A 23,762-nucleotide genomic window follows, 5' to 3' on the forward strand; every position below is an offset into this window, starting at 1 on the left:
TCCGGTTCTAGTCTTCCCAGGGCTGGGCGAAGGCCAGGGACTGGGTTTCCAGTTCTTTGGCCAGCTCGGCGGCAACCGGGTCGTTTTCGTCGCGAATATTCTGGCTGAGCGCGGCACGGATCGCGCCGACATGCGCGAGTGCGAGAGCCAGCGAGGCCTGCTGACGCTTCTCCGGCAGATCGATCATCTTGGTCAGCGATGCGGCCAGGCGGGTCACGATCGGGAATTCATACGTTGTGCCCAGACCGCGCAAATCGTGGGCGCGGACAAAGAGGGTTTCGCCTTCTTCGCCTTTCAGCCCCTTGGACTTCACGTCGGCCGCCGCTGTTTCCAGCTTCTGGACTTCTTCTTCAAGCCAATTGCCGAATTCGGCGCGCATGTCCTTGAGGGCTTCTTCAGCCTTCTCGATCATGTGCAAATCGCCGGCGCTGATCGGGCCGCCGACCTTTGCTTGCAGCAGGTTCGGGACCGAAATCACTTCGACATCATTTTGCTTGGCCATGGAGTGATTCCTCTCAGTTCGTGCAAGCCAGGGCCGGAACCGCATCGGTTTCGGACTGGTTGGTCAGGCGCAAGGTTTCTTGGATGACGGAGGCCAGGGAGGCCGCCGTGAACGGTTTGACCAGGAAAGCATGCACGCCGCTCTGGCGGGCCTCCGTGATCCGGTCCTCCTGGGAATAGGCGGACAACATGATGATCGGCAGGAAGGGGGCCGGGCTGCCGGCCGGGCGGCGCAAGGTGCGCACCAGGTCCAGACCGTCACGCGGCTTCATCTTCCAATCCGTAATGAGAAGATCGACGGGCTTGGCGCGAAGCACATCAAGGGCACGGTCCACCGTGTCTGCCTCAAGAACTTCAGCACAACCGAAGGCCTGCAGCGAAACACGCAGGGCACCGCGCAGGGCTGCATTGTCATCGACAAGCAGTACCCTCAGCCGGGTCATGTCCATACTCGTGTTCGTGCGGGTCATTGCCTGGGCCGATCCGAAAAACCTGCCTGAACGCTAGCGCACCTTGCTTAACACCAGCCTAAACTGGATCAGGATTCGAACTGTTCGGTCAGGATCCGTTCGGCGAGGTCGCGGCCCCGATCATACAGCAAAGTCAGGGTGACGTCGCTGGCCTCAACAATGTTGACCCGCGCGACTTCCCGGAATTCCTGATTGTCAGCCACCGCGGAAACAGGCCGGTGTGTGGGTTCGACGATTTCAAAACCGACACGCGCCGTGCAGGGCAGGAGGGCGCCCCGCCAGCGGCGTGGACGGAAGGCGCTGATGGGTGTCAGGGCCAAAACCTTTGAATCAAGCGGCAGGATCGGACCGTGTGCCGACAGATTATAGGCCGTCGAGCCAGCAGGGGTCGCGACCAGAACGCCATCGGCCTGCAGCTCGCCCATCCGGTCGCGGCCATCAATGGTGATCTTGATCTTGGCGGTCTGCCGGGTTTCCCGCAGAAGCGAGACTTCATTGATGGCCAGGGCCTCGAAGGGCTTGCAATGAATGTCCTCGCCCCAGACCCGCAGCGGATGGATGCGAACCGGATCCGCCGTTGCGATACGGTCCAGCAGACCGTCTGCCTGGAACTCATTCATCAAAAAGCCGACCGACCCGAAATTCATGCCATAGACCCGGGCACCGGTTTTCAGGGAGGTGTGGAGCGCATCCAGCATCAACCCGTCACCGCCCAGCGCGATGATGATTTCGGCCTCTTCGACCGGGACGCAGCCATACATCCGCTCCAGGCGCGTCTTGGCGGCCTTGGCTTCAGGTCGGGGACTGGCCAGAAAGGCAATCGGCTCGGTGATGGGGAACTCGCATAAAGACGTTGGCGAACAAGTCTTTATTCAAGCCCTCGTTCCCATTTGACGCAAGACCTTGGCGGCCTTTTCCGCGCCATACATGCGGAAGACATTGGCGGCGGCAGCCATGGCGTCGCCTTCCAGCGTCTGATGCATGCGGCCGGCACGCTGCAGGGCCTTGTGGATGATCGGGTAGGCCGTGCGGTCAAGATGCGCGGCTTGGCAGGCCATCGCGGCCGCTTTCACGCCGCTCATCGCCAGTGCCACACGCCATTGCGAGGCCTTCACGCCGCACAAATGGGCGATGGCGTGGTCGAAGACGGCCTGATCGCCGCGTTTGGCGGCATCCAGGGCGTATTGGCCCGTCAGCTTCCCGGCTTCGGCGGCGTCTGCGACCGTCTTGGCAGCGGCCTTGTCGACATCGTCCGGCGTGGCGCCAAGGGCCGCCTTCACTGTCAGATTCTCCACCTTGTCCTTGTCCAGGCCAAAGCGCCGATAGAGTTCCTCGCGCCAGTTCTCCGGCAGCATGATGCAAAGCTGGGTCGCGTATTCGGTCGAAAGGTCGTGGCGGCGCGCCAGGGCTTCGCGCAGTTTCGGGTGGTCGCGGGCCACCGTCATGCAAATGCCCAGCGTGTCTTCCGAAATCTCGGCCGTGTCATTATTCGCCAGGGCACGCAGCACGACTGCTTCGCCGGGCTTGGCGAGCGTCTTGGTCACGGCGAGGCAGATATTCGGTCGCATGGCCAGGTGGCGCCGGTGTTCCGTGGTACCGGTTTCGGCCAGCTCGACCATGTCTTTCACGGTCAGGCGCTCGCTCTTCTTGATGATGATGGCGCCGATCTCGATGGGCTCGAAGGCGAAGAAGCGGATCGCCGCATGCGGGGCCCAGTCACAGTTCGCCAGCTTGGTCGCAATTGTGGTCTTGGTCTCGTCATCGGTTTTGGAGGAGAGGGTGACCAGCAATTCCCCGGCAACGGGCTCCGTGCGCGGCGCAAGCGGTTGCGCCAGGCACAGTTCCGTGATGCCCAGAGCCAACTCTTTGCGCTTTCCCGGATCCTTGAGGCGGGCCAGGGTGTTTAGGGTTTCCGCAGTATTAATATTCATCTTTGTCGCGGTGTGCCGGTTGTTGTCAGTCTGTATGAAGACAGCAACGCCTTGAAAACTTGTTAATCCGGCTGCAGGCAGCGCCTCCCACAGTGTTGGATTCATGAATGAATCGTCAAATCTTGTATTTATTGGTTTGATATCAATGCAGGACAAGCATAGGCGGTTATAAAATATCCGGCGCGCTTAAGTCGAAACCGAAGCGTTTGACCTTCGTAGCCCCAGGGTGAATCCTTGGGCGTTGGCGATAAAAACAATCCCCGGGAGGTTTACATGGATGATCAGGCCAATCTGCCAGTGAAGGAGCAGGTGTCTGCTGAGGAGTGGAAGGCGCGCTGCGATCTTGCGGCGCTCTACCGGCTGGTGCGCATGCATGGCTGGGATGATCTCTTCTTCACCCATATTTCCATGCGCGTGCCCGGTCCGGACGAGCATTTCCTGCTCAACCCGTTCGGCCTGCTCTATGAAGACGTGACGGCCAGTAATCTTGTGAAGGTCGATCTGCAAGGCAATGTCCTGCCGCCCTCGCAATACGGCATCAATCCGGCCGGTTTCACCATTCACTCTGCCATTCATGAAGCCCGTGATGATGTGGCGGTGGCCATCCATCTGCATTCTGACGCGGGTGTCGCCGTGGCGGCCCAGAAAGGCGGCCTGCGGCCGATTTCCCAGCTCGCGATGAACATCATGAATGATGTGACCTATCACGAATATGAGGGCATCGCCCTGGAAGCCGAGGAAAAAGAACGGCTTGTGGCCGATCTGGGCGAGAAGAACCTCATGATCCTTCGCAGCCATGGCACACTCTCGGTTGGCGATCACCCGTTTAGCGCGTATATTCGTCTATATCTACTGGAGCGTGCGTGCAAGATCCAGGTCATGGCCCAGGCTGGCGGGGAGCTGATTGAATGGGGGCAGAAGATGCAAGATCGTGTCTTCGGTCAGTCCGACGAAATCTCCTCGAACGAGTTCTTCAAGGAAATCGCCTGGGCCGCCGTGCTCGATCGCGTCCGCCGCGAAAGTCCCGGTTTCGACACCTAACCGGTTTCCTGGCTGCTATCAGCCTGGCAGGCGGTGGCGCTTTCTCGTCGCCTGCCCAGGCTGGTGCCTGGCCCCAGGACAAGGGCAAGGGGCTCCTCATCATCACCTCATTGCTGGACCGGGCTGATCAGGGTTTCGGTCCGGATGGCGAGACGGTGGATGATGGCTATTTCTACAAGGACGAGACGGCCGCCTATCTGGAGTACGGGCTGAGCGCGCAGACGACGCTTGTTGCCCGTATTGCCTGGCAGTCCGTGGACCGCCGACAAGGCCAACGCATCGATGCCGCACAGGGTTTTGCCGCCAGCGAACTCGGACTGCGCCGCCAGCTCTGGTCTTCACCGCGGCAGATCGTATCGGCCCAGGCGGCCGTCCTGCTTCCCGGAGCCGGGGAGAATGTTTCCAACCAGCCGCTGGGATCAGGCGAAACCGCTTGGGAAGTGCGCGGATTGTGGGGGCGACATCTGGGCGATACCCAATTCGTGGATGTTCAGATGGGCCATCGCTGGCGTGGCGGCCAGGACCTGAACGAGGCCCGGCTGGACCTGACCTGGGGCTGGCAACCGGCGGATCGCTGGCAGGTTCTGGCGCAGAGTTTCTCGGTCTGGAGTGTCGAGCCGGCCCGACCCAACCGGCCCGATTTTGAGCAGCACAAACTGCAGCTCTCCCTCGGCCGCCAGTGGGGGCGCATCCAGTATCATCTGGGTGTCGCCGCCACGCCGGCCGGGCGGAATGTGATCAATGAGCGGGTGGTTTTCCTGTCCGCCTGGCGACGCTTTTAAGGTAGGCTATTCGGCCAGTTCGTCGCCGGTTTCCTGCAGGATATAGGCGATCACGTCGCGCCGGTCCGTCGCGTTGCGAAGACCCACAAAACTCATCCGGTTGCCCCGGACCAGTTCGCGGGGGTTTTCGATCCAGGCGTTCAGTGTGTCCAAATCCCAAACCAGACCGGCGTCGCTGAGCTGGCTGGAATAGGCGAAGCCGTCCTGACTGGCCGCCGTATTGCCAAGAACGCCATGCAGATTGGGGCCGATCGTGTGGCGTCCGCCTTCATTGAGCGTGTGACAGGACTGGCAGCGGCGGAATTGGCGCGCGCCATTACCCAGATCGGCACCTGCCAAGGCGAGGACTTCGGTACCTTCGGCCTCGGTCACAGCGGGACTGGCTGTTTGCGTTGCCGCCGGAGCAGGCGTGGCCGATTGTGCGGCTGCCGATGCGGAGGAAGCAGAAGGCTCGCTTGTTTCCGTCTCGCCGCCACAAGCGCCGAGCGCCAGAACAGAGGCCAGGGGAATAAGGCTGCGCAACATGACGAACTCCTGCGGTGTGGCAAAGACGGACTGACGTATAGCGCAATCGCGCTGCAAGGCGATGCGTCAGTCTGCCGCTCGCACGACCGGCTAGCCGGCCGCCCGGCGACCGGCGCGCTGGCGGATCATCCGGTTGAGGCGGGACACACCCAGGCAAGCGCCTGTGTAGACGAGCAGAATGGCGAAGAGAGACGCCAGGCCGGCGATCGTCTGGCCCCAGAATCCGTAGACTTCGCCGGTGTGCAAAAAGCGGATGAAGCGGCGTGCCTGACTGGCCTGACTGGCGGGCTCGCCCGGATTCACGGCGGTCACGCCACTGCCATCCCGCGCAAGCACCAGCGTCGTGATCCGGTCGGCCTGGGCGCCATTGCCAAAATCGACGCGCATTTCCAGCTCCGTATCGGTCGGGGCGGGCAGGGTAATGGCAATGCGGCGCCCCGGTCCGTCATGAGCCACGGCCTGCGCAATCAGGGTTTCCAGTGACGCCGGTGCAGCGAGTGGAGCCGCGGTTTCGGCCGGGGCGGCGGCGTCGCTGACTGTCGCTGGCCCGCGACGTCCGGGTTCTTCTCCGAAAGCCGCATAGACCAGACGATTGGCCCAGGAATAGGAGAAGACGGCGCCTGTAAGGACAATGGCCAGCAATGGCAGGGCGAACCAGAAACCGGCTACATGGTGCCAGTTATAGTGTTTGGCTTTCGTCGTCGGATACTGACGGCGGAACAGGAGGTTGAGCTTGATGAAGCTCCATTTCCACAGCTTGGGCAGCCAGAGATAAAGTCCGGTCAGGATCAGAAGGGCGAAGACCAGGTTGGAGGCGCCGTTGAGGGTGGCGCCCAGTTCGCTGCGGCTCCCGGTGAAGGCCAGCCAGCGGTGAATCCGCATCAGGCGCGAGAAGAAGGCCTGCGTACCAGCTCCGGCCTCTTCCATCACTTCACCCGTATAGGGATTGAGCAGGAAGGAATTGCGACGGCCGGCCGAGACTTCGACGGCATCGCTTGGATTGCGGGGCAGGGTGATGACATGGCCGTCCCGGGCTCCCGCCGCGCGTGCAGCCAGCACCAGCTCATCCGCGCCCATTGGCACGCTGTCGGGTGAGGGGGCTTCCACGGCAGCGTTCTCGGCCCAGCGGATCATCTGGCGCTCATAGGTCAGCAGCACGCCGGTGACAGACATGATCAGGACGAAGGCACCGGTCACGAGCCCGGCGACCAGATGGGTCCAGAAGATGATGTCGCGGAATTTCATGTCTCGCCCCCTTGGATCAGCACGGAGTCAAACGGCCCTGCATGGTGATTCCGTCGCTGTCTGTAACAGCATCCTGTCGCATATGCGACTTGTTCGCATCTTTTGGCTGCAGGTGTTGGATCAAATTATGCCCGAGGGTTGAGCGCACCTGCACAGCGCTGCACAACCGCCGCTCAAAACCGGATTTTTAGTGCTTTTTTCCTTGAGTGTGCGGCGCATTCCGTGGCCAAGTCGAACCGGGCGGTGTTTCGTCAGCGAGGGCGAAATTTTGACCGAGGGGACAGGATGGTCATTTCCACCGGACCGGTGAGCGTGATGATTTGCGGCGCCGGTCATTCGGGATCCACGCTTTTGGGCATGATCCTGGGCAGTCATTCGCGTGCTTTTTACATGGGCGAGGGCGGCAAGGCCCGCTATCTCGGCGATGAGAAAAAGCCGCTCCGCAAGCGCGTTTGCAAGATTTGCGGCGAGGACTGCCCGGTCTGGTCCGGATTTGAATGGGACGGCACAGCACCACTGCATGCCGCCGCGTCGGCGCATGTCGGCAAGCCTGTCATTATCGATAGCACCAAGGATGAAGCCTGGATCCAGGCCCGGGCCGAGGAAACGCTTTCGGTAGGTGGCCGTGCGGTGCTTATTCTGCTCGGCCGTGATGGCCGCGCCGTGGTCAATTCCCGCATCCGCAAATATCCGGACCGCGACCCGGAAGGGCAAATCCAGGACTGGGTCGACAAGATGACGACCAGCGAGGCCCTGTTCGAGGCTTTCGAGGGACCGAAAATCCGCATCCGCTACGAAGACCTGGCAACGTCGACGGAGTCCGTCGCCCGGGCACTCTGTGCCGTGATCGGTCTCGACTACGAGCCGGGCATGCTGCGCTTCGCCGAGACGGAACAGCATGTTCTCGGCGGCAATAGCGGAACCCAATTCATCGTCGCGCGCGAACAATTGAAAGACCCGGAGGACGCCTTCGTCTCTCTCAATGAGCGCACGCGCGGTTATTACGAAAATCACTCCGGCGATATCGAGCTGGACCTGCGTTGGCGCGAGGAGCTGAGCTCCGCCCATCTGGCCCTGTTCGAGAAGATGGCGTCGACCGCCAATGCCGCATTCAAATGGGAAGGTTAGGGGAATGGCGAAAGTAGATTTGGTCTTCCGCCAGATTGACGAAAGAACGCGCGACGTCGCGCTCGAGCTGGCCATCAAGCATATCCAGCCGGAGAATGTTCACGTCATCGATGATGTGCGCCCTTTCACCGAATGCGTGAACCAGATGCTGCGCATCGATCATGATTGCGACTATGTCGTCTATGTCGACGCCGACTGTCTGATCCTGGAGGACATGCGTCCCTTCATCGATCAGTGCGACGCGCCCTATGTCGACGCCTATGTCTCCGACCGCTTCCGTGGCCGTCTGCATTGCGGCGTCCATATCACCCGGATCGATGTGGTCAGGGCCATGGCGGCGGTCGAAGTTCCCAAGGACGACATGAAATACGTGCTGCGCCCGGAGAGCCGTCTGCGCAATCTCGCCATGAAGAAAATGGGCGAGGCCAAGCAGTTCCGGAATTTCGACATCCTGCATGACCACTTCCAGGCCCACACCCATATCTTCATGAAATACGCGCTGCGCGAATTGCGCAGTCGTACCAAGATCCAGCGCACCCGCCTGGATCGTTCCATGATGCGCTGGACCTATGACGACACGGTGTTTTGCGACCTGACCATGGCGCGTCATGCGGTGGAATACGCCCGTCAGGAAATGCCCAAGACAGCAACGCCCGACGAGGTGCACGCCTTCATCGAGGCTCTGCCGGAACATGCCGGGAAGGCCATGCAGCAATTGGGCGTGAAGGAAAAGGGCGAGTTCACGCGTGAAGAACTGGATGCCTGGCTGGAAGCCAATAGCGACCGGATTGCCTATGGCCAGAAAGCCGACAAGCCGAAAATCTTCGGCCTGGGCTTGTCCCGCACGGGTACGCGCAGTCTGACGGCAGCTTTGCAGGTCCTCGGTTTCGATACCTCGCACTACCCGATCGATGAGGACACCTATATCGAACTGGCCAATGCCCAGTATGACCTCACCCTGCTGCGCTTCTATGATGGCCTGACCGACATCACGACCATCCCTTTCTACCAGCAGTTCGACAAACTCTATCCAGGCTCCAAATTCGTACTGACCGTCCGCGACAAGGAGGACTGGCTCGGTTCCTGTGCCCGCCATTGGTACAACCGGCCGGCCTTCAAGGATGTCGAGGATCCCGATGAAGAGGTCCATCTGCGGATGCGCCAATTCCTGCGGGCCTCGGTCTATGGCTGCTACAATTACGACCCGGAGCGTTTCTCCTGGGTCTATGACCACCATGTCGAGCAGGTGAAGGCCTATTTCAAAGACCGGCCCGACGATCTCCTGATCATTGATGTCTGTGCCGGTGATGGTTTTGAAAAACTGGCGCCTTTCCTGGACCGTCCGGTTCCTGCGACACCCTTCCCGCACAAGGGGGCGGTGCTGAGCGCGCAGATGAAGGCGGCAGAAGAGGCCCAGACGATCCGCGTGGCCTGACGGGCCAGCCGGGCAAGCCGAGATGAGCGAAACCGAGGACATGGCGGAGCCGGATCCGCAGGGCGGCCGTCTCGACGGCGTGCGGCAAGCTGCGCGCACCTTGTCCATGGCCGCCTCGGCACGGCCGCTCCTTGTCATCGTGATCACTCTGGTCACCCTGGTCGCCGCACTCCTGCCGGCAGCGGCGCTCTATGTGTCCAAGCTTGTTATTGACGGTGTCGTCACCGCCATTGACACCGGGGCGCAGGCCGATCGCGATATGGCGCTGATCTGGGTCGGCGTGGAATCCGGTCTGCTGGCTTTGCTCCTGGCAGCGCGGCGCGGCCTGGTTTTCTTCAAAGGCCAGCTGCACGCCGAGCTCGGCTTCATCGTGTCCCAGCGCATTCTGGACAAGGCCGACAGCTTTTCCCTCTTCCAGATCGAGGATCCGGCTATCCAGGAAAAACTGGTGATGGCGCGCCAGTTCTCGGCCAGCCGTCCCTACAGCCTGATCAATCGTGTCTTCGATCTGGCCCAGCACGGGCTGACCCTGGTCTTCCTTCTCGCCCTGCTGGTCACCAGCGCGCCCTGGCTCATCCTTCTCGTCGTAGCCGGTGGCCTGCCGGTCTTCATCGGCAATCTGCGCTTCTCCGGGGATGCCTATCGCTTCTACACGGGCCGCACGCCGCAAATGCGCGAGCGCAATTATCTGGAAGGCCTGCTGACCCAGGAAGGCGCGGCGCGGGAACGCCTGCATTTCGCACAGGGGGCGGAACTCAAGCATCGGTTTCGCGGCCTGTTTGATACGCTTCATGGGGATGACACTGCTCTCAAAGGGCGGCAGGCGCTGTTCGGGACGCTGCTCGGCCTCACCGGGTCCGCTGTCTTCCTGGGCGGCAAGATCTGGATCGTTGCGGTCACGATCGGCGGCGCGTTCACGCTGGGTCAGATGACCATGCTGGTCGGTCTGCTCAAACAGGGGCAGGCCGCGGTCAATAATGTCCTCTCCGCCTTCTCTGGCTCCTATGAGGACGTGCTCTACGTCACCAATCTCTACGACTTGCTCGACACGCCCCCGGACCGGTCACCGGGCACGGCCATATCGGGTCCCGATCCACAGGATGGTCTGCGTTTCGATCACGTCTCCTACCGCTATCCCGGCCAGAAACGTCCGGCCCTGAATGCCGTCAGCTTTCAGCTCAAGCCGGGCATGCGGATGGGCATTGTCGGTGCCAACGGGTCTGGCAAGACCACGCTGGTGAAGCTGGCGACCGGTCTCTACACGCCGGACAGCGGACGCGTCACGCTGGACGGGCTCGATCTGGTAGAGTGGGACGCGGCCGCTCTGCGCCAGCGCCTCGGCGTGCTCTTCCAGCCGCATGTGAATTACAAACTCTCCGTTCGGGACAATATCCTCGCTGGCATGGGCTGGCGGGATGTGCCGGACGATCAGGTCGAACGGGCCATTGATGCCGGTCTCGCCCGCAGCGTGGTCGAGGATTTGCCCGGCGGGCTGGATGCTCGGCTGTCCAAACGCTTCCCCGATGGGCAGGAGCTTTCCGGCGGCCAATGGCAACGCCTCGCCATGGCGCGCGCTCTGCTCAATGAGGACGCGGACATCCTCATCCTGGACGAACCGACCGCGGCGCTCGACCCGGCCGCTGAAGCGGCCTTCCTGAACGAGGAAAGGCCCGGCCAGTCCCTCATACTGATCTCCCATCGCCTGTCCAATTTGCGCAATGCCGATCTCATCCTCGTTCTCGACAAGGGGCAGACCGTGGCGACGGGGGACCATGCCACCCTGATGGCCGAGGGCGGGCTCTATGCGGAACTCTTCGCCCTGCAAGCGGAGGCGTACCGCTAGGCGCTCACCCTACTCAGAGAAAGCCGAGCAGAACTGGCTGTCCGGATGGGCTGTGGCGTAGACATTCACGGCGGCAAAGAACTCGGCCCAGTCTTTCGCACGGCTCGGGCCGAAAGCGTGGTCCGGGTCCATGGCCGTCAGGATTTCCACCAGCCGGCCGGTCTCGTCCTTCAGCTCCGCCGCGCTGATTGGGCGAGGACCGATCTCGACGCCATTGTGACCGTGATAATCCGCGTCCATGAGCAGGGGGACATGCTTCGCCGGATCATCGCTTCCATCGAGAAAACAGGCCAGCTCCCAGGCGCCCCGGCCGGAGCCACCCATGAGTTCGGTATCGCGCGTCGTATCGGTCAGGGAATAGGTGCGGCCCATCGTCTGTCATCTCCTTGAGCTCAGACTGGAAGTAAAGACGGCGAGTTGGTTCAAGACAAGCCGTGCACGCAAACCGCTTTTGGCAATTGCTCAATTTCGATCAAGCGGTATGTTTCCGGGGTTGCGGAGCGGCCTATCTCGTTGTGGATGTGGTCGCGCACGCTGCAAAGTTAGAACAATCAGTGCAAGTGCACGTGCGTCCATGAACGGGGAGAGACATGGCGGATACCACCGAGGCAGGCGGCCAGACCGCAACGGATACCATCCAGCCGCTGGCTGAAGGCCCGCGCCGATACGCGCTGGGGCTTCTGCTCGTCATCTATGTACTGAACTTCCTGGACCGTCAGGTGGTGAACATTCTGGCAGAGCCCATCAAGCTGGATCTGGGTTTGGCAGACTGGCAACTCGGCGCTCTGACAGGGCTTGCCTTTGCGCTCTTCTACACCGTGCTTGGCCTGCCGATTGCCCGTCTCGCGGAAAAGGCGAACCGGGTGACCATCATTTCGGTCGCGGCCGGTTTCTGGAGCCTGTGCACCATGGCTTGCGGCATGGCTGGCAATTTCGTCCAGCTCCTGTTTGCCCGTATCGGTGTTGGCGTCGGCGAAGCCGGCTGCACGCCGCCGGCTCACTCGCTGATCTCGGATTATACGCCAGCCCAGAAGCGCGCGTCCGCCATCGCTTTCTATTCGATGGGTATTCCCCTGGGGTCGCTCGCGGGCATGGCCCTGGGCGGTATCATCGCCGACAGTTTCGGCTGGCGCGCTGCATTCTTCATCGCAGGCGCTCCCGGCCTGATCCTCGCTGCGCTTGCCTGGTTCACCCTGCCGGAGCCGCGCAAAACGGTGAAACAGGTCCAGGCTGTGGACCATCCCAGCGTGATGGATGCCATCCGTGAGCTTTCGGGCAAGCCGGCCTTCCTGTGGATGTCCTTGGGCGCTGCCATCAACGCCATGGTGTCCTATGGCCATATCGCCTTCTACGGCTCTTTCTATCTGCGCAATCACTCCGGTGGGCTGCAGTCGCTTGCCGACTTTTTCAACGGCATTCTGGGGACACAGCTCGGCGCGATCGGCTTTACCGGTCTGGCGCTGGGGCTGCTGATCGGCATTTTCGGCGCAATCGGCACATTTGCCGGTGGCCAGTTTGCCGACCGTTTCGTCCACAAGGATGCGCGCGCCTATGCCGCCATTCCCGCAATTGCCGGCCTGATCAGCATCCCGCCCTTCCTGCTAGCCATGCTGGCGGGCCATACCCTGCTGTCGCTGGGTGGTCTGGCCATTGTGACTTGCCTGAATTCGGTCTGGTACGGTCCGGTCTTTGCCAGCGCGCAGAGCCTGGTTAAACCGCGCACGCGCGCGACCGCGTCGGCGGTGATCCTTTTCGTCATCAACCTGATCGGCCTTGGCCTGGGCCCGCTTGCGGCCGGCATCATTTCCGATGCTTTTGCCATCCAGCACGGCGCTGCCGAGGGCCTGCGCTACTCCTTGGTGGCGATCGGCCTGATCGGCCTTCTGGCCCTGCCGGCCTTCTGGCTGGCTTCCCGTACCCTGCGGGATGATGTGGAAGTCTGACCGGACACAGCGTGTCCACGCCGGAGCCTGAACGGGCTCCGGCGCGGCACCTGCTGGCCCAGCAGGATCGCCGCGAAGACCAGGACGGCACCCAGAGCTTGAAGCAGGGTGAAGCTTTCCTCCAGAACCCACCATCCCAGAAGCACGGCTGTGAGCGGGCTGAGAAAGCCCAGAACGGACACGGCTGAAGGTTCAATCCGGGCGACACCACGAAACCAGAGCGCATAGCTGGCCGCTGCACCGATTAGGCCGAGCCAGGCCAGTCCGGCCAGGTGCTGTCCGGTGACCGGTGGCAAGCCGGGCTCAAAGATCAGGGCCAATGGTAAAAGCAGCAGCCCGCCGGCCAGCAATTGCCAGGCCGTGAAGGTCAGCAGGGGCGTGTCTCCCCTCAGCTTGCGGCTGTAGACCGTGCCGGCGGCCATGGAGGCCGCACCGATCAGGGCTGCCGCCACGCCGATCAGGTCCAGCCGGGCCGCAGCCGTCAGCGCGATCATCGCGACACCGGCCAATCCGGTCAGTCCGGCCAGAAGCGCGGTGCGCCTGATAGGTGTTCCCAGCGCACCGCGGGCGATGAAGACGACCAGCAGGGCCTGGCTGGCTCCGAGCGTGGCAGCCACGCCACCGGGCAGCCGGTAGGCCGCGATGAAGAGACAGGTCCAGAACAGTGCGAAATTCAACCCGCCCAGAGCCAGCAGGCCCGGCCATTGGGACAGGGTGGGAAGGCGGCGTACAAACACCAGCAGGAGCAGGCCGGCGGGAAGGGCCCGCAGCAGCGCAATGGTCAGCGGCACGCCGGCCGGAAGCATGGTCTGTGTGACGAGATAGGTGGAACCCCAGACCAGGGGGGCCAGAGCCGTGGCGCCCAGCAGGGACAGGTCGGGTCTTGCCGCACGCATGGCTCACTCCCCGGCCGGACGCAGGGGCAGGGCGACAGGCCGCATCGGTGCCGCATCCGCGCCCCGCAGGCGCAGACCACCGCCAATGAAGGCAAACTCGTAGACCTGATCGCGAGCCAGTTCCTCCAGATTGACCAGTTCGAGGATCGGCGTGCCTTGTTCTGCCAGAAGATAGGTATGGACCGGGACGTAATTGGTGTCGGTTTCCGAGGGGAAGGCTTCGAAGCTCAGATTGTCAGCCCCGACCACCATCGCACCGCCCGTTTCGACCAGATATCGGGCGGCCTCCAGACCCAGGCCTGGCGCGTTGTTCATGAAGTTCGCGGCCGTCTCATAATCCTGCATGCGTCCGGTCCGGATCAGCACGATGTCACCCGTCTGCAATTGCGTACCCTGGCGGGCCAGGGCCAGCCGCAGGTCCCGCTCGGTGACCCGGTAATTATCGGCCAGCTGTTCGACGCCCAATGCAGCCGGCAGATCGATCAGCACGCCACGGGCAATAAGGGTTGGCAGGCGTTCCGCGCCGGCGGCCTGCCAGCCGCGATCCCCCAAATGCGTGTCGGCGTGAAAACCGTTCCAGATCTGCCCGTCCAGTCCGAAATGGGCCAGCGTGTCGATATGCGTTCCGGTATGCGTGTACATGGAGATCGCGCTGCCGGAATAGCTGACATGGTCATTCATGGGGGCGCCGACGCCGAGCGGATCATCGATCTGTGTGCCCCGTGGCGTATGTGTCATCCAAATCCGGTAGTGCGGATCACCGGCGGCCTGCCAGCTTGGCATGCCGATGAAATACTCCACCGACAGGTCATAGCTTTCTCCGCCTTCGATCCGCGCCAGAATTGCGGCCCGGCTGGTCTCGGTCATCAGATTGAGCCGGCCGATCTCGTCATCCGGCCCCCAGGGGCTGCTCCCGACCGACTGGGCGTGTGTGGCCGCGCTGGCCAGGAGCGAGAAGGCAAGGGCGATTGGCAGGGGCGTATGGGGCAGGGATTTCGGCATGACGGCCTCCGTTTGAAACAAGGCCGTCAGGATCATCTCTTTACTCGTGGGTGATAATTCTTCTATTTGTGCAATAACTATTCACCATGGGTGCAAAATGGATCGATATGTCGCCTTGTCCGTTTTCCGGCGCGTGATCGAGTGTGACGGTTTCAGCGCGGCGGCCCGGGATCTGGGCTATTCCAACGCAGCGGTCAGCAAGATCATCAAGGACCTGGAGGCGGATCTCGGGGCGCCCCTGATCGTGCGGACCACGCGTTCGCTCAGCCTGACCGATATTGGTCAGGCCTATTTCGACCGGGCCTGCCGCCTACTGGATGACTGGGCCGACATGGATGAGGCCGCCCGGGCATCGGGCAATGAGCCGCGCGGCTTGTTGCGGGTGAGCCTGCCCATGTCCCTCGGCGTGATCCAGCTTTCCGCCGTCATTGCGGACTTCTCGGCGCGCTATCCGCAGATCCGGATCGATCTGGAATTGGGTGATCGCTATGTCGACCTGGTCGGCGAGGGGTTCGATCTTGCGATCCGGGGCGGCGGGCTTCAGGATTCCAGCTTGCGGGCCCGCAAGCTGATGGCGATCGAACGCGGCGTCTGCGCAGCTCCCGCCTATCTGGAGGCCCGCGGCCGGCCTGAAACGCCCGCCGAGCTGACGCAGCATGAAGCGCTCATCTTCACCCTCGCCGCCCAGCCGCATGCATGGACACTGGAAAGCGGAGGCGCACGCGAAAGCGTGTCCGTGAAGGGGCGTTTCCGCGCCAATAATTCGCTCGCCCTGCGGGATGCGGCGATCGCGGGCAGCGGATTGGCGTTCATTCCGCTCATCTATGCCCGCGAAGCGATGGCCGCGGGGCACCTTGTACGGGTCCTGCCGGACTGGTCCGGCGAGACCCAGCATCTGTACGGCGTCTACCCGGCCCACCGCGAAACATCCCGCAAGCTTCGTCTCTTCCTCGATTTCCTGGTCGACAGCCTCGGTGGTCTCACGGGGCGGGAGCGGGCGTGATTGTTCAGTTCTGGTGAAAAGAGATGGCAGTCATTCGCCAATTATTCCCGGAACTGACATGACCTATCTGTCGGGCCTCACCCAGGAGGACCCGCATCATGATCACCATTTCCGTCGCCTATCACTCCGGCTATGGGCACACCGCGGCGCTCGCCGATGCGGCCGGGCAGGGGATCGAAACCCACCCCCAGGCGGTTGCGCATCAGATTGATGTCAGCCAGATGGATGAAACGGCCTGGCAAACGCTCCACCGGTCCGACGCCATCATGTTCGGCTCGCCAACCTATATGGGCGCCGTCTCCGGCCCGTTCAAAGCCTTCATGGATGAGTCTTCGCGCATCTGGTCCGAACGCGGCTGGCAGAACAAGCTGGCGGCCGGCTTCACCGTGTCGAGCTCCCAGGCCGGCGACAAGTTTGCCACGCTCAGCCAGCTGGCGACCTTTGCCGCCCAGCACGGCATGATCTGGGTCAGCCTGGGGCTTCTGCCGGGCAATAATTCGTCTGCCGGGTCTGTCGAGGACATCAACCGGATCGGCGGGTCTCTCGGCGCCATGGCCCAGGCAAACAATGATCAGGGCGGCGATCTGGCCCCGCCTGCATCAGACCGGATGACGACCGGCCTGCTGGGCGCCCGCCTGGCCGAGCTGACAGCCCAGTTCAAGGCGGGCTCCAACATTGTCTGGATCGACGCGCCGGCCCGCACGCCGGCCAATGCCGCTCCGGCGGATGCCTAGCCAGGGCAAAGCCGCATGGCGGCGTGCGCGCGGCGGTCCGGACTAGCCCTCCGGTTCGGATTCGCCGCGCAATTGCGCTTCCATGAGGTCGCGCATTTCCTTGGCCTTGGCGGTATATTCCGGGTTGAGATGATTGGGTTCGCCCAGCCTGTGCAGTTCGGCAAGCTCGATCATCGAGCGGCGGTCCAGCGCTTCGAAGGTTCGGGTTTTCTGTTCGGCGTCTTCCCGGTTCAGGCCAAGGGCTTCCAGAGCCGAGCGCCCGGCCCGCAGCGAGCTGTCATAAGTCTCCCGGATGATGTCCCGGCAGCCGGCCGCATAAAGTTCATAGACATGAAAACGGTCGAAGGCCCGCGCGATAACGTGGACCTCGGGATGGTGCCGCGCCACATACCCCACCAGTTCGGTCGTCTGATCCTTGTCGTCGATGGCGATCACAAGCAGGCGGGCCCGCTCGATCCCTGCGGCCTTGAGCAAGTCCGGCCGCGTTGCATCCCCGAAATAGACCCGGATGTCGTAGGCGCGCAGGATTTCCAGTTGTTCGGAGGAATAGTCGATCACCGTCGTCTCATAGCCCAGCCCCCGCAGCATTCGGTTCACGATCCCGCCGAAACGGCCATGCCCGGCAATGATCACTTCGCATTCCTGTTCGATCGCATCCGCCTTGCGCTTCTGGCCGTGCAGGAAGCGCGGTGCGATCAGCTTTTCATGCGCGATGAAAAGAAGCGGTGTGATCAGCATGGACAGGGCGACGACCAGAAGGAGCGGGTCGGCTATGGCGTCCGGCAAGACGCCCTGGCCCACCGTGAAGGCCAGCAGGACGAAACCGAATTCCCCGGCTTGCGCCAGTCCCAAAGCGAACAGCCAGCGATCCGCGCCCTTGATCTGGAAGATCAGGCTGAGCACCAAGAGGACGAGGGCTTTCAGCAGGATCAAGCCCAGGGTCAGACCCAGGATCAGGCCCAGTTCGCTGTAAAGAAGCGCGAAATTGATGCTGGCTCCGACGGTGATGAAGAAGACGCCCAGCAGCAGGCCCCGGAAGGGCTCGATATCGGATTCCAGCTCGTGCCGGTATTCGCTTTCCGCCAGCATCACACCGGCCAGGAAGGTGCCCAGGGCCGGAGACAGGCCGACCAGGCTCATCAGCAGGGCTACCCCGACCACCATCATCAGCGCCGTAGCCGTGAACAATTCGCGCACCCGCGTCGCTGCAATCCAGCGGAAGATCGGGGCGGCGAGTCGGCGCCCGATGAAGATCACGGCGGCAATGGCTGCAATCGTCACCAGTCCGGCCTGCCAGGCATTCAATCCCGCCACCAGGCTCAGCCCACCGCCATGCCCGTCATCCGCTGCGCCATGATGGGCCGCCGCCAGGTCGATCGTGGCCAGCAGCGGCAGCAGGGCCAGCATCGGGATGACGGCGATGTCCTGGAACAGCAGAACGGCAAAACCGGCCTGGCCGCCATCCTGGCGCATCAGTCCCTTCTCGTTCAGCGTCTGCAGGACGATGGCGGTGGAGGACAGGCAAAGGACCAGCCCGATGGCCAGCGAGACCTGCCAGGACATGCCAAAGGCGAGGGCCACGGCGGCGACGGCCAGTGTGGTGATTGCGACCTGAAGTCCGCCCAGGCCCAACAACCGCGTCCGCATCCGCCAGAGCAGGTCAGGCTGCAGCTCCAGCCCGACCAGAAAGAGCATGATCACCACACCGAATTCGGCTAGGTGCTGGATCGCTTCCACATCCACATCCAGCCATTGCAGCAAGGGGCTCAGCGCAATCCCCGCCAGCAGATAGCCCAGGACCGAACCCAGTCCGAGCCGCGTCGCAATCGGCACCGCAATCACCCCGCCGCACAGCAGGATGAAGATCAAAAGCAGATGATCCGTCATGAAACAGCGCCTCCCCAGCTCCGCCCCGGACTGTCGCACAGGACAACCGGTAAGGCACAGGGGAGGGGAGGAGGTAGAGGAGAACCGGGCTAGATACCGATCAGCGCCAAAAAAAACAGGGACACCAAAAAACAGGGACACATACCAATTGTGGCCCCAAATTCAGGTTTACATGGCCCGAGTCGAGGCCTTTCGAGAGCGTGTGCGAGAACGCAGATTCAAAGGGTGTGTTTCCGCTGGCGTGTCATTTCCGATCTCGGGCGAGGCGCTCGGGCCTACCTCGTCCCGGACGACGCAGCGCCATGCGCATTTGGGTGATGACCCTGTGCGAGAGGCCGTTGCGTTGACGGGGGCGCTGATCGGGGATGTGGTCAAGGGGACCTAGAGGCTGCGTGATGCTTGGACAAACTTATCCAGAATAGAGCAGCACGCTTTTCTCAAGAATGTCGGGTTCGGTGAAGTCGAGACACTCTCAAATCTGGTAAAATACTGGATTGCTTGTGATTTTATGACCCTTTCTTGTCCGGCTTTGTTCAGGGCGCGTTGGAGTGTTCGCGTGTCCTTTCCGTACTTGTACGGCAGCGGCCGAAGGCTTGTTCATGGCCTCTGATCGCAGAGCGCGGAAACTGCTATTGTTGAAAACGAGTTTCGCACTGTGATGGTCAGCGCCAGAAATGCTGCAAGCGCCGCATAAAATGCCTCTCGACCCGCTTAATTAAATGATTAAAGTACGTGGTAACGCGCCGAAGAGCGTGAAAAATCGGTTTAATCACAAATGAAGGGGAGAAACTGATGAAACTGGGAGTTTGTCAGTCCTTGTTGGCCGGGGCGAGCGTGATCGCACTGGTGTCTGGTGCCGCCTGGGCCCAGGATGATGACACGGCGCCGCGCGGTTCGGTGCAGCGTGTCATGGATGTTATTACTGTCACGGCCACAAAGCGCCCTGATGCGGAAGATGTGCAGGACGTTCCGGTCTCGGTGTCCGCTTTCAATGCCGACACGCTGGATGCGCTGAATGTTCGCAGCCTGGAAAGCCTCAGCTTTTCCGCGCCAAACGTCTCTTTGGACGATATCGGCACGGCCCGCGGTACCGCCAATTTCTCGATCCGTGGTTTGGGCGTGAACTCGTCCATTCCGTCCATCGATCCGACCGTCGGCGTCTTCGTGGACGGCGTTTATATCGGCGTGAATAACGGCCTCGTCTTCGACATGTTCGATCTCGACTCCGTCGAGATTCTGCGCGGACCCCAGGGGCTGCTCTTTGGCCGGAACACGACCGGTGGTGCCGTTCTCATCAATACGGGTTCGCCCACTGACGAACTTGAAGCCGGTCTGCGGATCGCCATCGACGGCCCGATCGATGATGGCCGTGGCGGATGGAACCGGACGGCGCAGGCCTATATCTCCGGTCCGATTGTTGAGGGCCGGCTGAATGGCCGCCTTGCCATGTATGCCAACAGCGATGATGGCTATTTCACCAATCTGGCGACGGGTGATGACCACGGCGCAGCCGATATGAGCGTCATCCGCGGTTCCCTGGAATGGATGCCGTCCGACACGGTGACTTTCCTGGGCCGGATCGAGTTCTCCGAAGGCAGCGGTGATGGCCCGGCCGGCCAGAACCGGGGCGTGTATGAACGCGACACCTTCAATATCGCCATCGATGAACCGGGCAATTACGGTTTCGAGGGGATTCTCGGCTCGCTGCGCACCGATATCGATGTCGATTTCGGCAACGGCCAGATCACCAATATCTTCGGTTATCGCAGCTATGAAACGGAAGCGGGCGCCGGCGATATCGACGCCCTGCCGCTCTTCCTCTTCCACTCGATCGCCGAGCTGTCGCAGGAGCAGGTATCCAACGAGTTGCGCTATGCGGGCACGTTTGGCCGGGCTGATGTGACGACGGGCCTGTATTACTTCAACCAGGATCTGTCCTACACGGAGATTCGTGATCTTCCGCCGCTTTCGCCGCTGACCTTCTATGGCGGTGGCCGGCAGGACCACACGGTTTACGGTGTCTTCGCCCAGATCGACTGGAACTTTACCGACAACTTCATCGGTACGGTTGGCCTTCGCTATTCCAGCGAAGAGAAGGACGCCCAGATCACCTATATCCGGCCGCGCCCGGCCTGTTCGGTGGTGGGCGGGACCTGTCCGTCCACGGGCACCAATCCTTTCATTCCTACCGAGAACAATGGCTTCGAGGATGGGGATGAATGGTCCAATGTGACCCCGCGTCTGGGCTTCCAGTACTTCTTCTCGGACAACACGAATGTGTTCGGTAATTACACGCGCGGCTTCCGCTCGGGTGGTTACAATTTCCGGATCACGGCACCGGCCGCGTTCGAGGCTTTCGTCGCGAATACCGGTTCCTTCTCCTTCGACGAGGAATCCGTGGACAGTTACGAGCTTGGCTTCCGGCACCAGACGGAAGATGGCCGTGGCCAGATCAGTGCCGGTCTCTACATGACCGAGATTGCGGACATGCAGCGCGAGGTGAATGCCTCCAGTGCGACGTCCGGTGTCGTCCAGACGATCCTGAACACGGCGGATGCCACCATTCGGGGCCTGGAGCTGGAAGGCCGCTGGGCTCTGACCGACACGCTCCTTCTGACGGGTAATCTGGGGCTGATCGACGCCGAGTATGACTCGGTCATCTACAACATCTCGTCCGACCCGGGCGGGCTGATCAATGATGAGGATCTGGCGCTGGCTCTTCCGCGTGTGCCGGAGACCACGTGGGGCATCGGCTTGTTGCATGACATGGACCTCGGTGACAGCGGCGCCGTCTCCACCCGTGTCAGCTTCCAGCATCGCGATGAGATCGCCTACACCGACAATAATTTCGGTTGGGTGCAGGATGCGGACATGCTGTCGGCCAACATGACTTGGTACACGCCCTGGAATGGTGTGGCCCTGTCGGTCTACGGCAATAACCTTCTTGATGAAGTTCAGGCCGGTAACGACACCCAGCTGCCCTTCGGTGGTTCGCTGGCGCCCTTCGTTCCGGGCGGTCAAAACCTTTCGACTGGCGTGAATGTTCCCTTCGGCGAGTATCCGGCTGTGGGTACATTCTCACCGCTCAAGAAGGGCCGTGTTGTCGGATTTGAGCTGACCATCCGTCGCTGATTTCCGGACCGGGCTTGTGGAAGCGGGTGTGTTGGACACCGGCTTCTGCAGTGCCGGGGCCGGACGGGAGGGTTGACCGTTTTTCCTCCCGGGCGAACGTCCGACCACCGCCGGTTTCCCGGCACACGAACGCCCGGCTGTTGGATCAGCCGGGCGTTTCCTGTGTCTGGTCCTGGGTGGGCACTCGGCCAATTGTATTCAGACGCCCGTCCCGCGATTGTTCAAAGGCCTGGGGTCAGCCGGCAGAGGGGCTGCCAAATGGTGACCTTGACGATCGAGCCATGGGCCTGCCGCAACGGAGTCAGGCCGGATGGGGTGCGGCTTCGCGCTAAGCATTGTCTTCAGCGATCATCGCGGCAGCCCGCGTGGCGATCATGATGGTTGGTGCATTGGTATTGCCGCCAACAAGGCGCGGCATGACCGAGGCATCCACGACCCGCAGGCCGTCAATTCCCTTCACCCGGCAGCGGCTGTCCACCACCGAGAGCTCGCCCGAACCCATCGCGCAGGTCGAGGTCGGGTGGTAGAGGGTTTCGGCATATTGGCGGACATGCTCGACCCGGTCGGCATGGGTCTTCACGGACGGATCGGGATAGCGCCAGGATTTGAAGTCATCGGACAGGGGAGGGGTGTCCAGCAGGGTTCGGGCCTTTTCCAGCCCGTCAGCGAGGACGTCCAGATCGTAGGGATCGGCCCCATAATTCGGCTGGATTGCCGGGTGTTCATTGGGGTCATCGCTCTTCAGCGCGATCTCGCCGCGGCTCTTCGGATAAAGCTGGCAGACATGAAGGGTCACGCCGTGACCCCACACCACGTCCTTGCCATGCGGGTTGTAGACGGCCGGGATGAAGGCCAGCTGCAAATCCGGCAGGTCGCCCGCATAGCCTGACTTGATGAAGGCCCCACCCTGGACACCATTCACGGTGAGGGGGCCGTCACCGCGCAGGGCGTAGCGGGCGAACTGGTAGAGATTGCGCGGCGTCGCCTTGAGCGAGAAACCCAGCGTCCGTCCCGTCTTCGCCCAGTATTGTGCGGTGACATCCAGATGGTCCTGCAGATTCTTGCCGACGCCGGGCAGGTCGTGTTCGACTGAGACGCCCACAGCGCGAAGCTCGTCGGCGGGCCCAATGCCTGAAAGCAGGAGTGTCTGCGGTGAATTGATCGCTCCGCCGGACAGGATGACTTCCTTTCGGGCATTGATGACCCGGCGCTCGCCATTCACGTCCACGTCTACACCCGTCGCACGCCCGTTCTCGATCACAACGCGACGGACCAGGGCACCGGTCAGGACATCACATGTGTCCCGTTCCAGGGCGGGGCGCAGGAAGGCGAGGGACGCTGAACACCGCTCCAGACCCTTTTGCGTCACCTGATAGGGACCAAACCCTTCCTGGCTGGCTCCGTTGAAATCGGCATTGCGCTTGTATTGCAGCTTTTCACCGGCCGCGAAGAAGTCCTCGGTCGCCGGATGCAAGGGGTCGATGTCCGACACCCAGAGCGGACCGTCCGTGCCATGATGCTCACTGGCCCCGCGGGTTTGGTGCTGGACTTCCTTGAAGGCGGGCAGGGCGGTTTTCCAGTTCCAGCCTTCCGCACCGTATTCCCGCTCCCACTCGTCGTAATTCTCCGGCGCGCCGCGCATATAGTGCATGGCGTTGATGGAGGAGGATCCGCCCAGCGTCTTGCCGCGTGGCCAGATCAGGGTGCGATTGTTGAGATGGCCCTGTGGCTCGGTCTCGTAATTCCAGCTGTATTTCGGATTGGTCACCACGAACTGCAAAAGCATGGGTGTCTTGACGACAGCACTCCGGTCAGAGCCACCGGCTTCCAGCACCAGGACCCGGACGGATGGATCGCGGGACAGGCGTTCCGCGACCGTGCAGCCGGCTGAGCCGGCCCCACAGACGATGTAGTCATATTCGGTGGTCGGCATGGTTTTCTCCCCCGGGAGTCTTTCCCCTATTCGAACTCGATCATGAGTTCGTCGGCTGCGACGGAGTTTCCGGCTTGGACCTTGACGGATTTGATGATGCCGTCAGTTTCCGCGCGCAGCACGTTTTCCATTTTCATGGCTTCCACGATGATGAGCGGCTCGCCGGTCTTGACCTCCTGGCCTTCGGTCACCTCCACCGTGACTACCAGGCCCGGCATGGGGGAGACGACCAGTTTGGCCATGTCCGGCTTTTCCTTCTCCGGCAGGCGCACATGCAGTTCCGCGGAGCGCGGCGAGCAGACGATGGCCGTGGCGGTGAAGCCGCGATGGC

General features: G+C 62.0%; 21 protein-coding genes. 9 read left to right on the plus strand and 12 right to left on the minus strand.

The features are described 5' to 3' along the window. Positions 1-7 precede the first annotated feature (7 nt). From I0K07_RS07500 to I0K07_RS07515, 4 genes are all read right to left on the minus strand, one after another. The gene (locus tag I0K07_RS07500) at positions 8-502 is read right to left on the minus strand and encodes an Hpt domain-containing protein (protein ID WP_203292213.1); all 495 of its coding nucleotides are present in this window, start codon (positions 500-502) and stop codon (positions 8-10) included. A gap of 13 nt (positions 503-515) precedes the next feature. Beyond that, the gene (locus I0K07_RS07505; protein WP_203292214.1) at positions 516-971 is read right to left on the minus strand and encodes a response regulator; all 456 of its coding nucleotides are present in this window, start codon (positions 969-971) and stop codon (positions 516-518) included. A gap of 68 nt (positions 972-1,039) precedes the next feature. After that, on the minus strand, positions 1,040-1,792 hold the full coding sequence (locus I0K07_RS07510) for an NAD kinase (RefSeq protein WP_420828482.1): 753 nt from the start codon (positions 1,790-1,792) through the stop codon (positions 1,040-1,042). A 51-nt stretch (positions 1,793-1,843) separates the two neighbouring features. Beyond that, positions 1,844-2,902, minus strand: coding sequence for a DUF2336 domain-containing protein (locus tag I0K07_RS07515; RefSeq protein WP_203292215.1), 1,059 nt, complete (start codon positions 2,900-2,902; stop codon positions 1,844-1,846). A 273-nt stretch (positions 2,903-3,175) separates the two neighbouring features. Between I0K07_RS07515 and I0K07_RS07520 the strand changes: the two genes are divergently transcribed. Together I0K07_RS07520 and I0K07_RS07525 are read left to right on the plus strand one after the other, a co-directional pair. After that, complete coding sequence (locus tag I0K07_RS07520; RefSeq protein ID WP_203292216.1) at positions 3,176-3,943, plus strand: class II aldolase/adducin family protein; 768 nt, start codon at positions 3,176-3,178, stop codon at positions 3,941-3,943. A 110-nt stretch (positions 3,944-4,053) separates the two neighbouring features. Continuing rightward, positions 4,054-4,725 carry a hypothetical protein gene (locus tag I0K07_RS07525; RefSeq protein ID WP_203292217.1) on the plus strand — a complete coding sequence of 224 codons (672 nt, stop codon included), beginning with the start codon at positions 4,054-4,056 and terminating at the stop codon, positions 4,723-4,725. Positions 4,726-4,731: 6 nt separating this feature from the next. Here the strand turns inward: I0K07_RS07525 and I0K07_RS07530 are convergent, their stop codons facing one another. Beyond that, the gene (locus tag I0K07_RS07530) at positions 4,732-5,250 is read right to left on the minus strand and encodes a c-type cytochrome (protein ID WP_203292218.1); all 519 of its coding nucleotides are present in this window, start codon (positions 5,248-5,250) and stop codon (positions 4,732-4,734) included. Positions 5,251-5,340: 90 nt separating this feature from the next. Then, entirely contained in the window at positions 5,341-6,495 is a 1,155-nt protein-coding gene (locus I0K07_RS07535; protein WP_203292219.1) for a PepSY-associated TM helix domain-containing protein, read from the minus strand. A 285-nt stretch (positions 6,496-6,780) separates the two neighbouring features. Between I0K07_RS07535 and I0K07_RS07540 the strand changes: the two genes are divergently transcribed. The 3 genes from I0K07_RS07540 to I0K07_RS07550 are packed head-to-tail and all read left to right on the plus strand — an operon-like array spanning position 6,781 to position 10,901. Then, positions 6,781-7,623 carry a sulfotransferase family protein gene (locus I0K07_RS07540; RefSeq protein WP_203292220.1) on the plus strand — a complete coding sequence of 281 codons (843 nt, stop codon included), beginning with the start codon at positions 6,781-6,783 and terminating at the stop codon, positions 7,621-7,623. A gap of 4 nt (positions 7,624-7,627) precedes the next feature. Then, complete coding sequence (locus I0K07_RS07545) at positions 7,628-9,058, plus strand: sulfotransferase family protein (RefSeq protein WP_203292221.1); 1,431 nt, start codon at positions 7,628-7,630, stop codon at positions 9,056-9,058. A gap of 22 nt (positions 9,059-9,080) precedes the next feature. Beyond that, positions 9,081-10,901, plus strand: coding sequence for an ABC transporter ATP-binding protein (locus I0K07_RS07550; protein ID WP_203292222.1), 1,821 nt, complete (start codon positions 9,081-9,083; stop codon positions 10,899-10,901). 9 nt (positions 10,902-10,910) lie between these two features. Here the strand turns inward: I0K07_RS07550 and I0K07_RS07555 are convergent, their stop codons facing one another. Next, on the minus strand, positions 10,911-11,273 hold the full coding sequence (locus I0K07_RS07555) for a hypothetical protein (RefSeq protein WP_203292223.1): 363 nt from the start codon (positions 11,271-11,273) through the stop codon (positions 10,911-10,913). A gap of 218 nt (positions 11,274-11,491) precedes the next feature. On the opposite strand from I0K07_RS07555, the gene I0K07_RS07560 reads away from it, so the two are divergent. Beyond that, a complete protein-coding gene (locus tag I0K07_RS07560; RefSeq protein ID WP_203292224.1) occupies positions 11,492-12,844 on the plus strand; it encodes a spinster family MFS transporter in 1,353 nt (450 codons plus the stop codon). Here I0K07_RS07560 and I0K07_RS07565 read toward each other — a convergent pair. Beyond that, on the minus strand, positions 12,751-13,740 hold the full coding sequence (locus tag I0K07_RS07565; protein ID WP_203292225.1) for a DMT family transporter: 990 nt from the start codon (positions 13,738-13,740) through the stop codon (positions 12,751-12,753). The genes I0K07_RS07560 and I0K07_RS07565 overlap by 94 nt on opposite strands. Before the next feature lie 3 nt (positions 13,741-13,743). Then, positions 13,744-14,742, minus strand: coding sequence for a cyclase family protein (locus I0K07_RS07570; protein WP_203292226.1), 999 nt, complete (start codon positions 14,740-14,742; stop codon positions 13,744-13,746). 97 nt (positions 14,743-14,839) lie between these two features. Between I0K07_RS07570 and I0K07_RS07575 the strand changes: the two genes are divergently transcribed. Then, on the plus strand, positions 14,840-15,745 hold the full coding sequence (locus I0K07_RS07575) for a LysR family transcriptional regulator (RefSeq protein WP_203292227.1): 906 nt from the start codon (positions 14,840-14,842) through the stop codon (positions 15,743-15,745). Positions 15,746-15,843: 98 nt separating this feature from the next. Continuing rightward, positions 15,844-16,479 carry a flavodoxin family protein gene (locus I0K07_RS07580; protein WP_238934647.1) on the plus strand — a complete coding sequence of 212 codons (636 nt, stop codon included), beginning with the start codon at positions 15,844-15,846 and terminating at the stop codon, positions 16,477-16,479. Positions 16,480-16,521: 42 nt separating this feature from the next. Here I0K07_RS07580 and I0K07_RS07585 read toward each other — a convergent pair whose 3' ends face one another. After that, the gene (locus I0K07_RS07585; RefSeq protein ID WP_203292228.1) at positions 16,522-18,366 is read right to left on the minus strand and encodes a monovalent cation:proton antiporter-2 (CPA2) family protein; all 1,845 of its coding nucleotides are present in this window, start codon (positions 18,364-18,366) and stop codon (positions 16,522-16,524) included. Between the two features lie 792 nt (positions 18,367-19,158). Here I0K07_RS07585 and I0K07_RS07590 point away from each other — a divergent pair. Next, on the plus strand, positions 19,159-21,498 hold the full coding sequence (locus tag I0K07_RS07590; RefSeq protein ID WP_238934649.1) for a TonB-dependent receptor: 2,340 nt from the start codon (positions 19,159-19,161) through the stop codon (positions 21,496-21,498). A gap of 328 nt (positions 21,499-21,826) precedes the next feature. Here I0K07_RS07590 and I0K07_RS07595 read toward each other — a convergent pair whose 3' ends face one another. After that, the gene (locus tag I0K07_RS07595; protein WP_203292229.1) at positions 21,827-23,431 is read right to left on the minus strand and encodes a GMC family oxidoreductase; all 1,605 of its coding nucleotides are present in this window, start codon (positions 23,429-23,431) and stop codon (positions 21,827-21,829) included. Between the two features lie 26 nt (positions 23,432-23,457). Continuing rightward, a partial coding sequence (locus tag I0K07_RS07600) for a biotin/lipoyl-containing protein (protein ID WP_203292230.1) occupies positions 23,458-23,762 on the minus strand: 305 nt, incomplete at its 5' end.

Origin of the sequence: Maricaulis parjimensis (assembly GCF_016817355.1) — a bacterium.
GTDB lineage: Bacteria > Pseudomonadota > Alphaproteobacteria > Caulobacterales > Maricaulaceae > Maricaulis > Maricaulis parjimensis.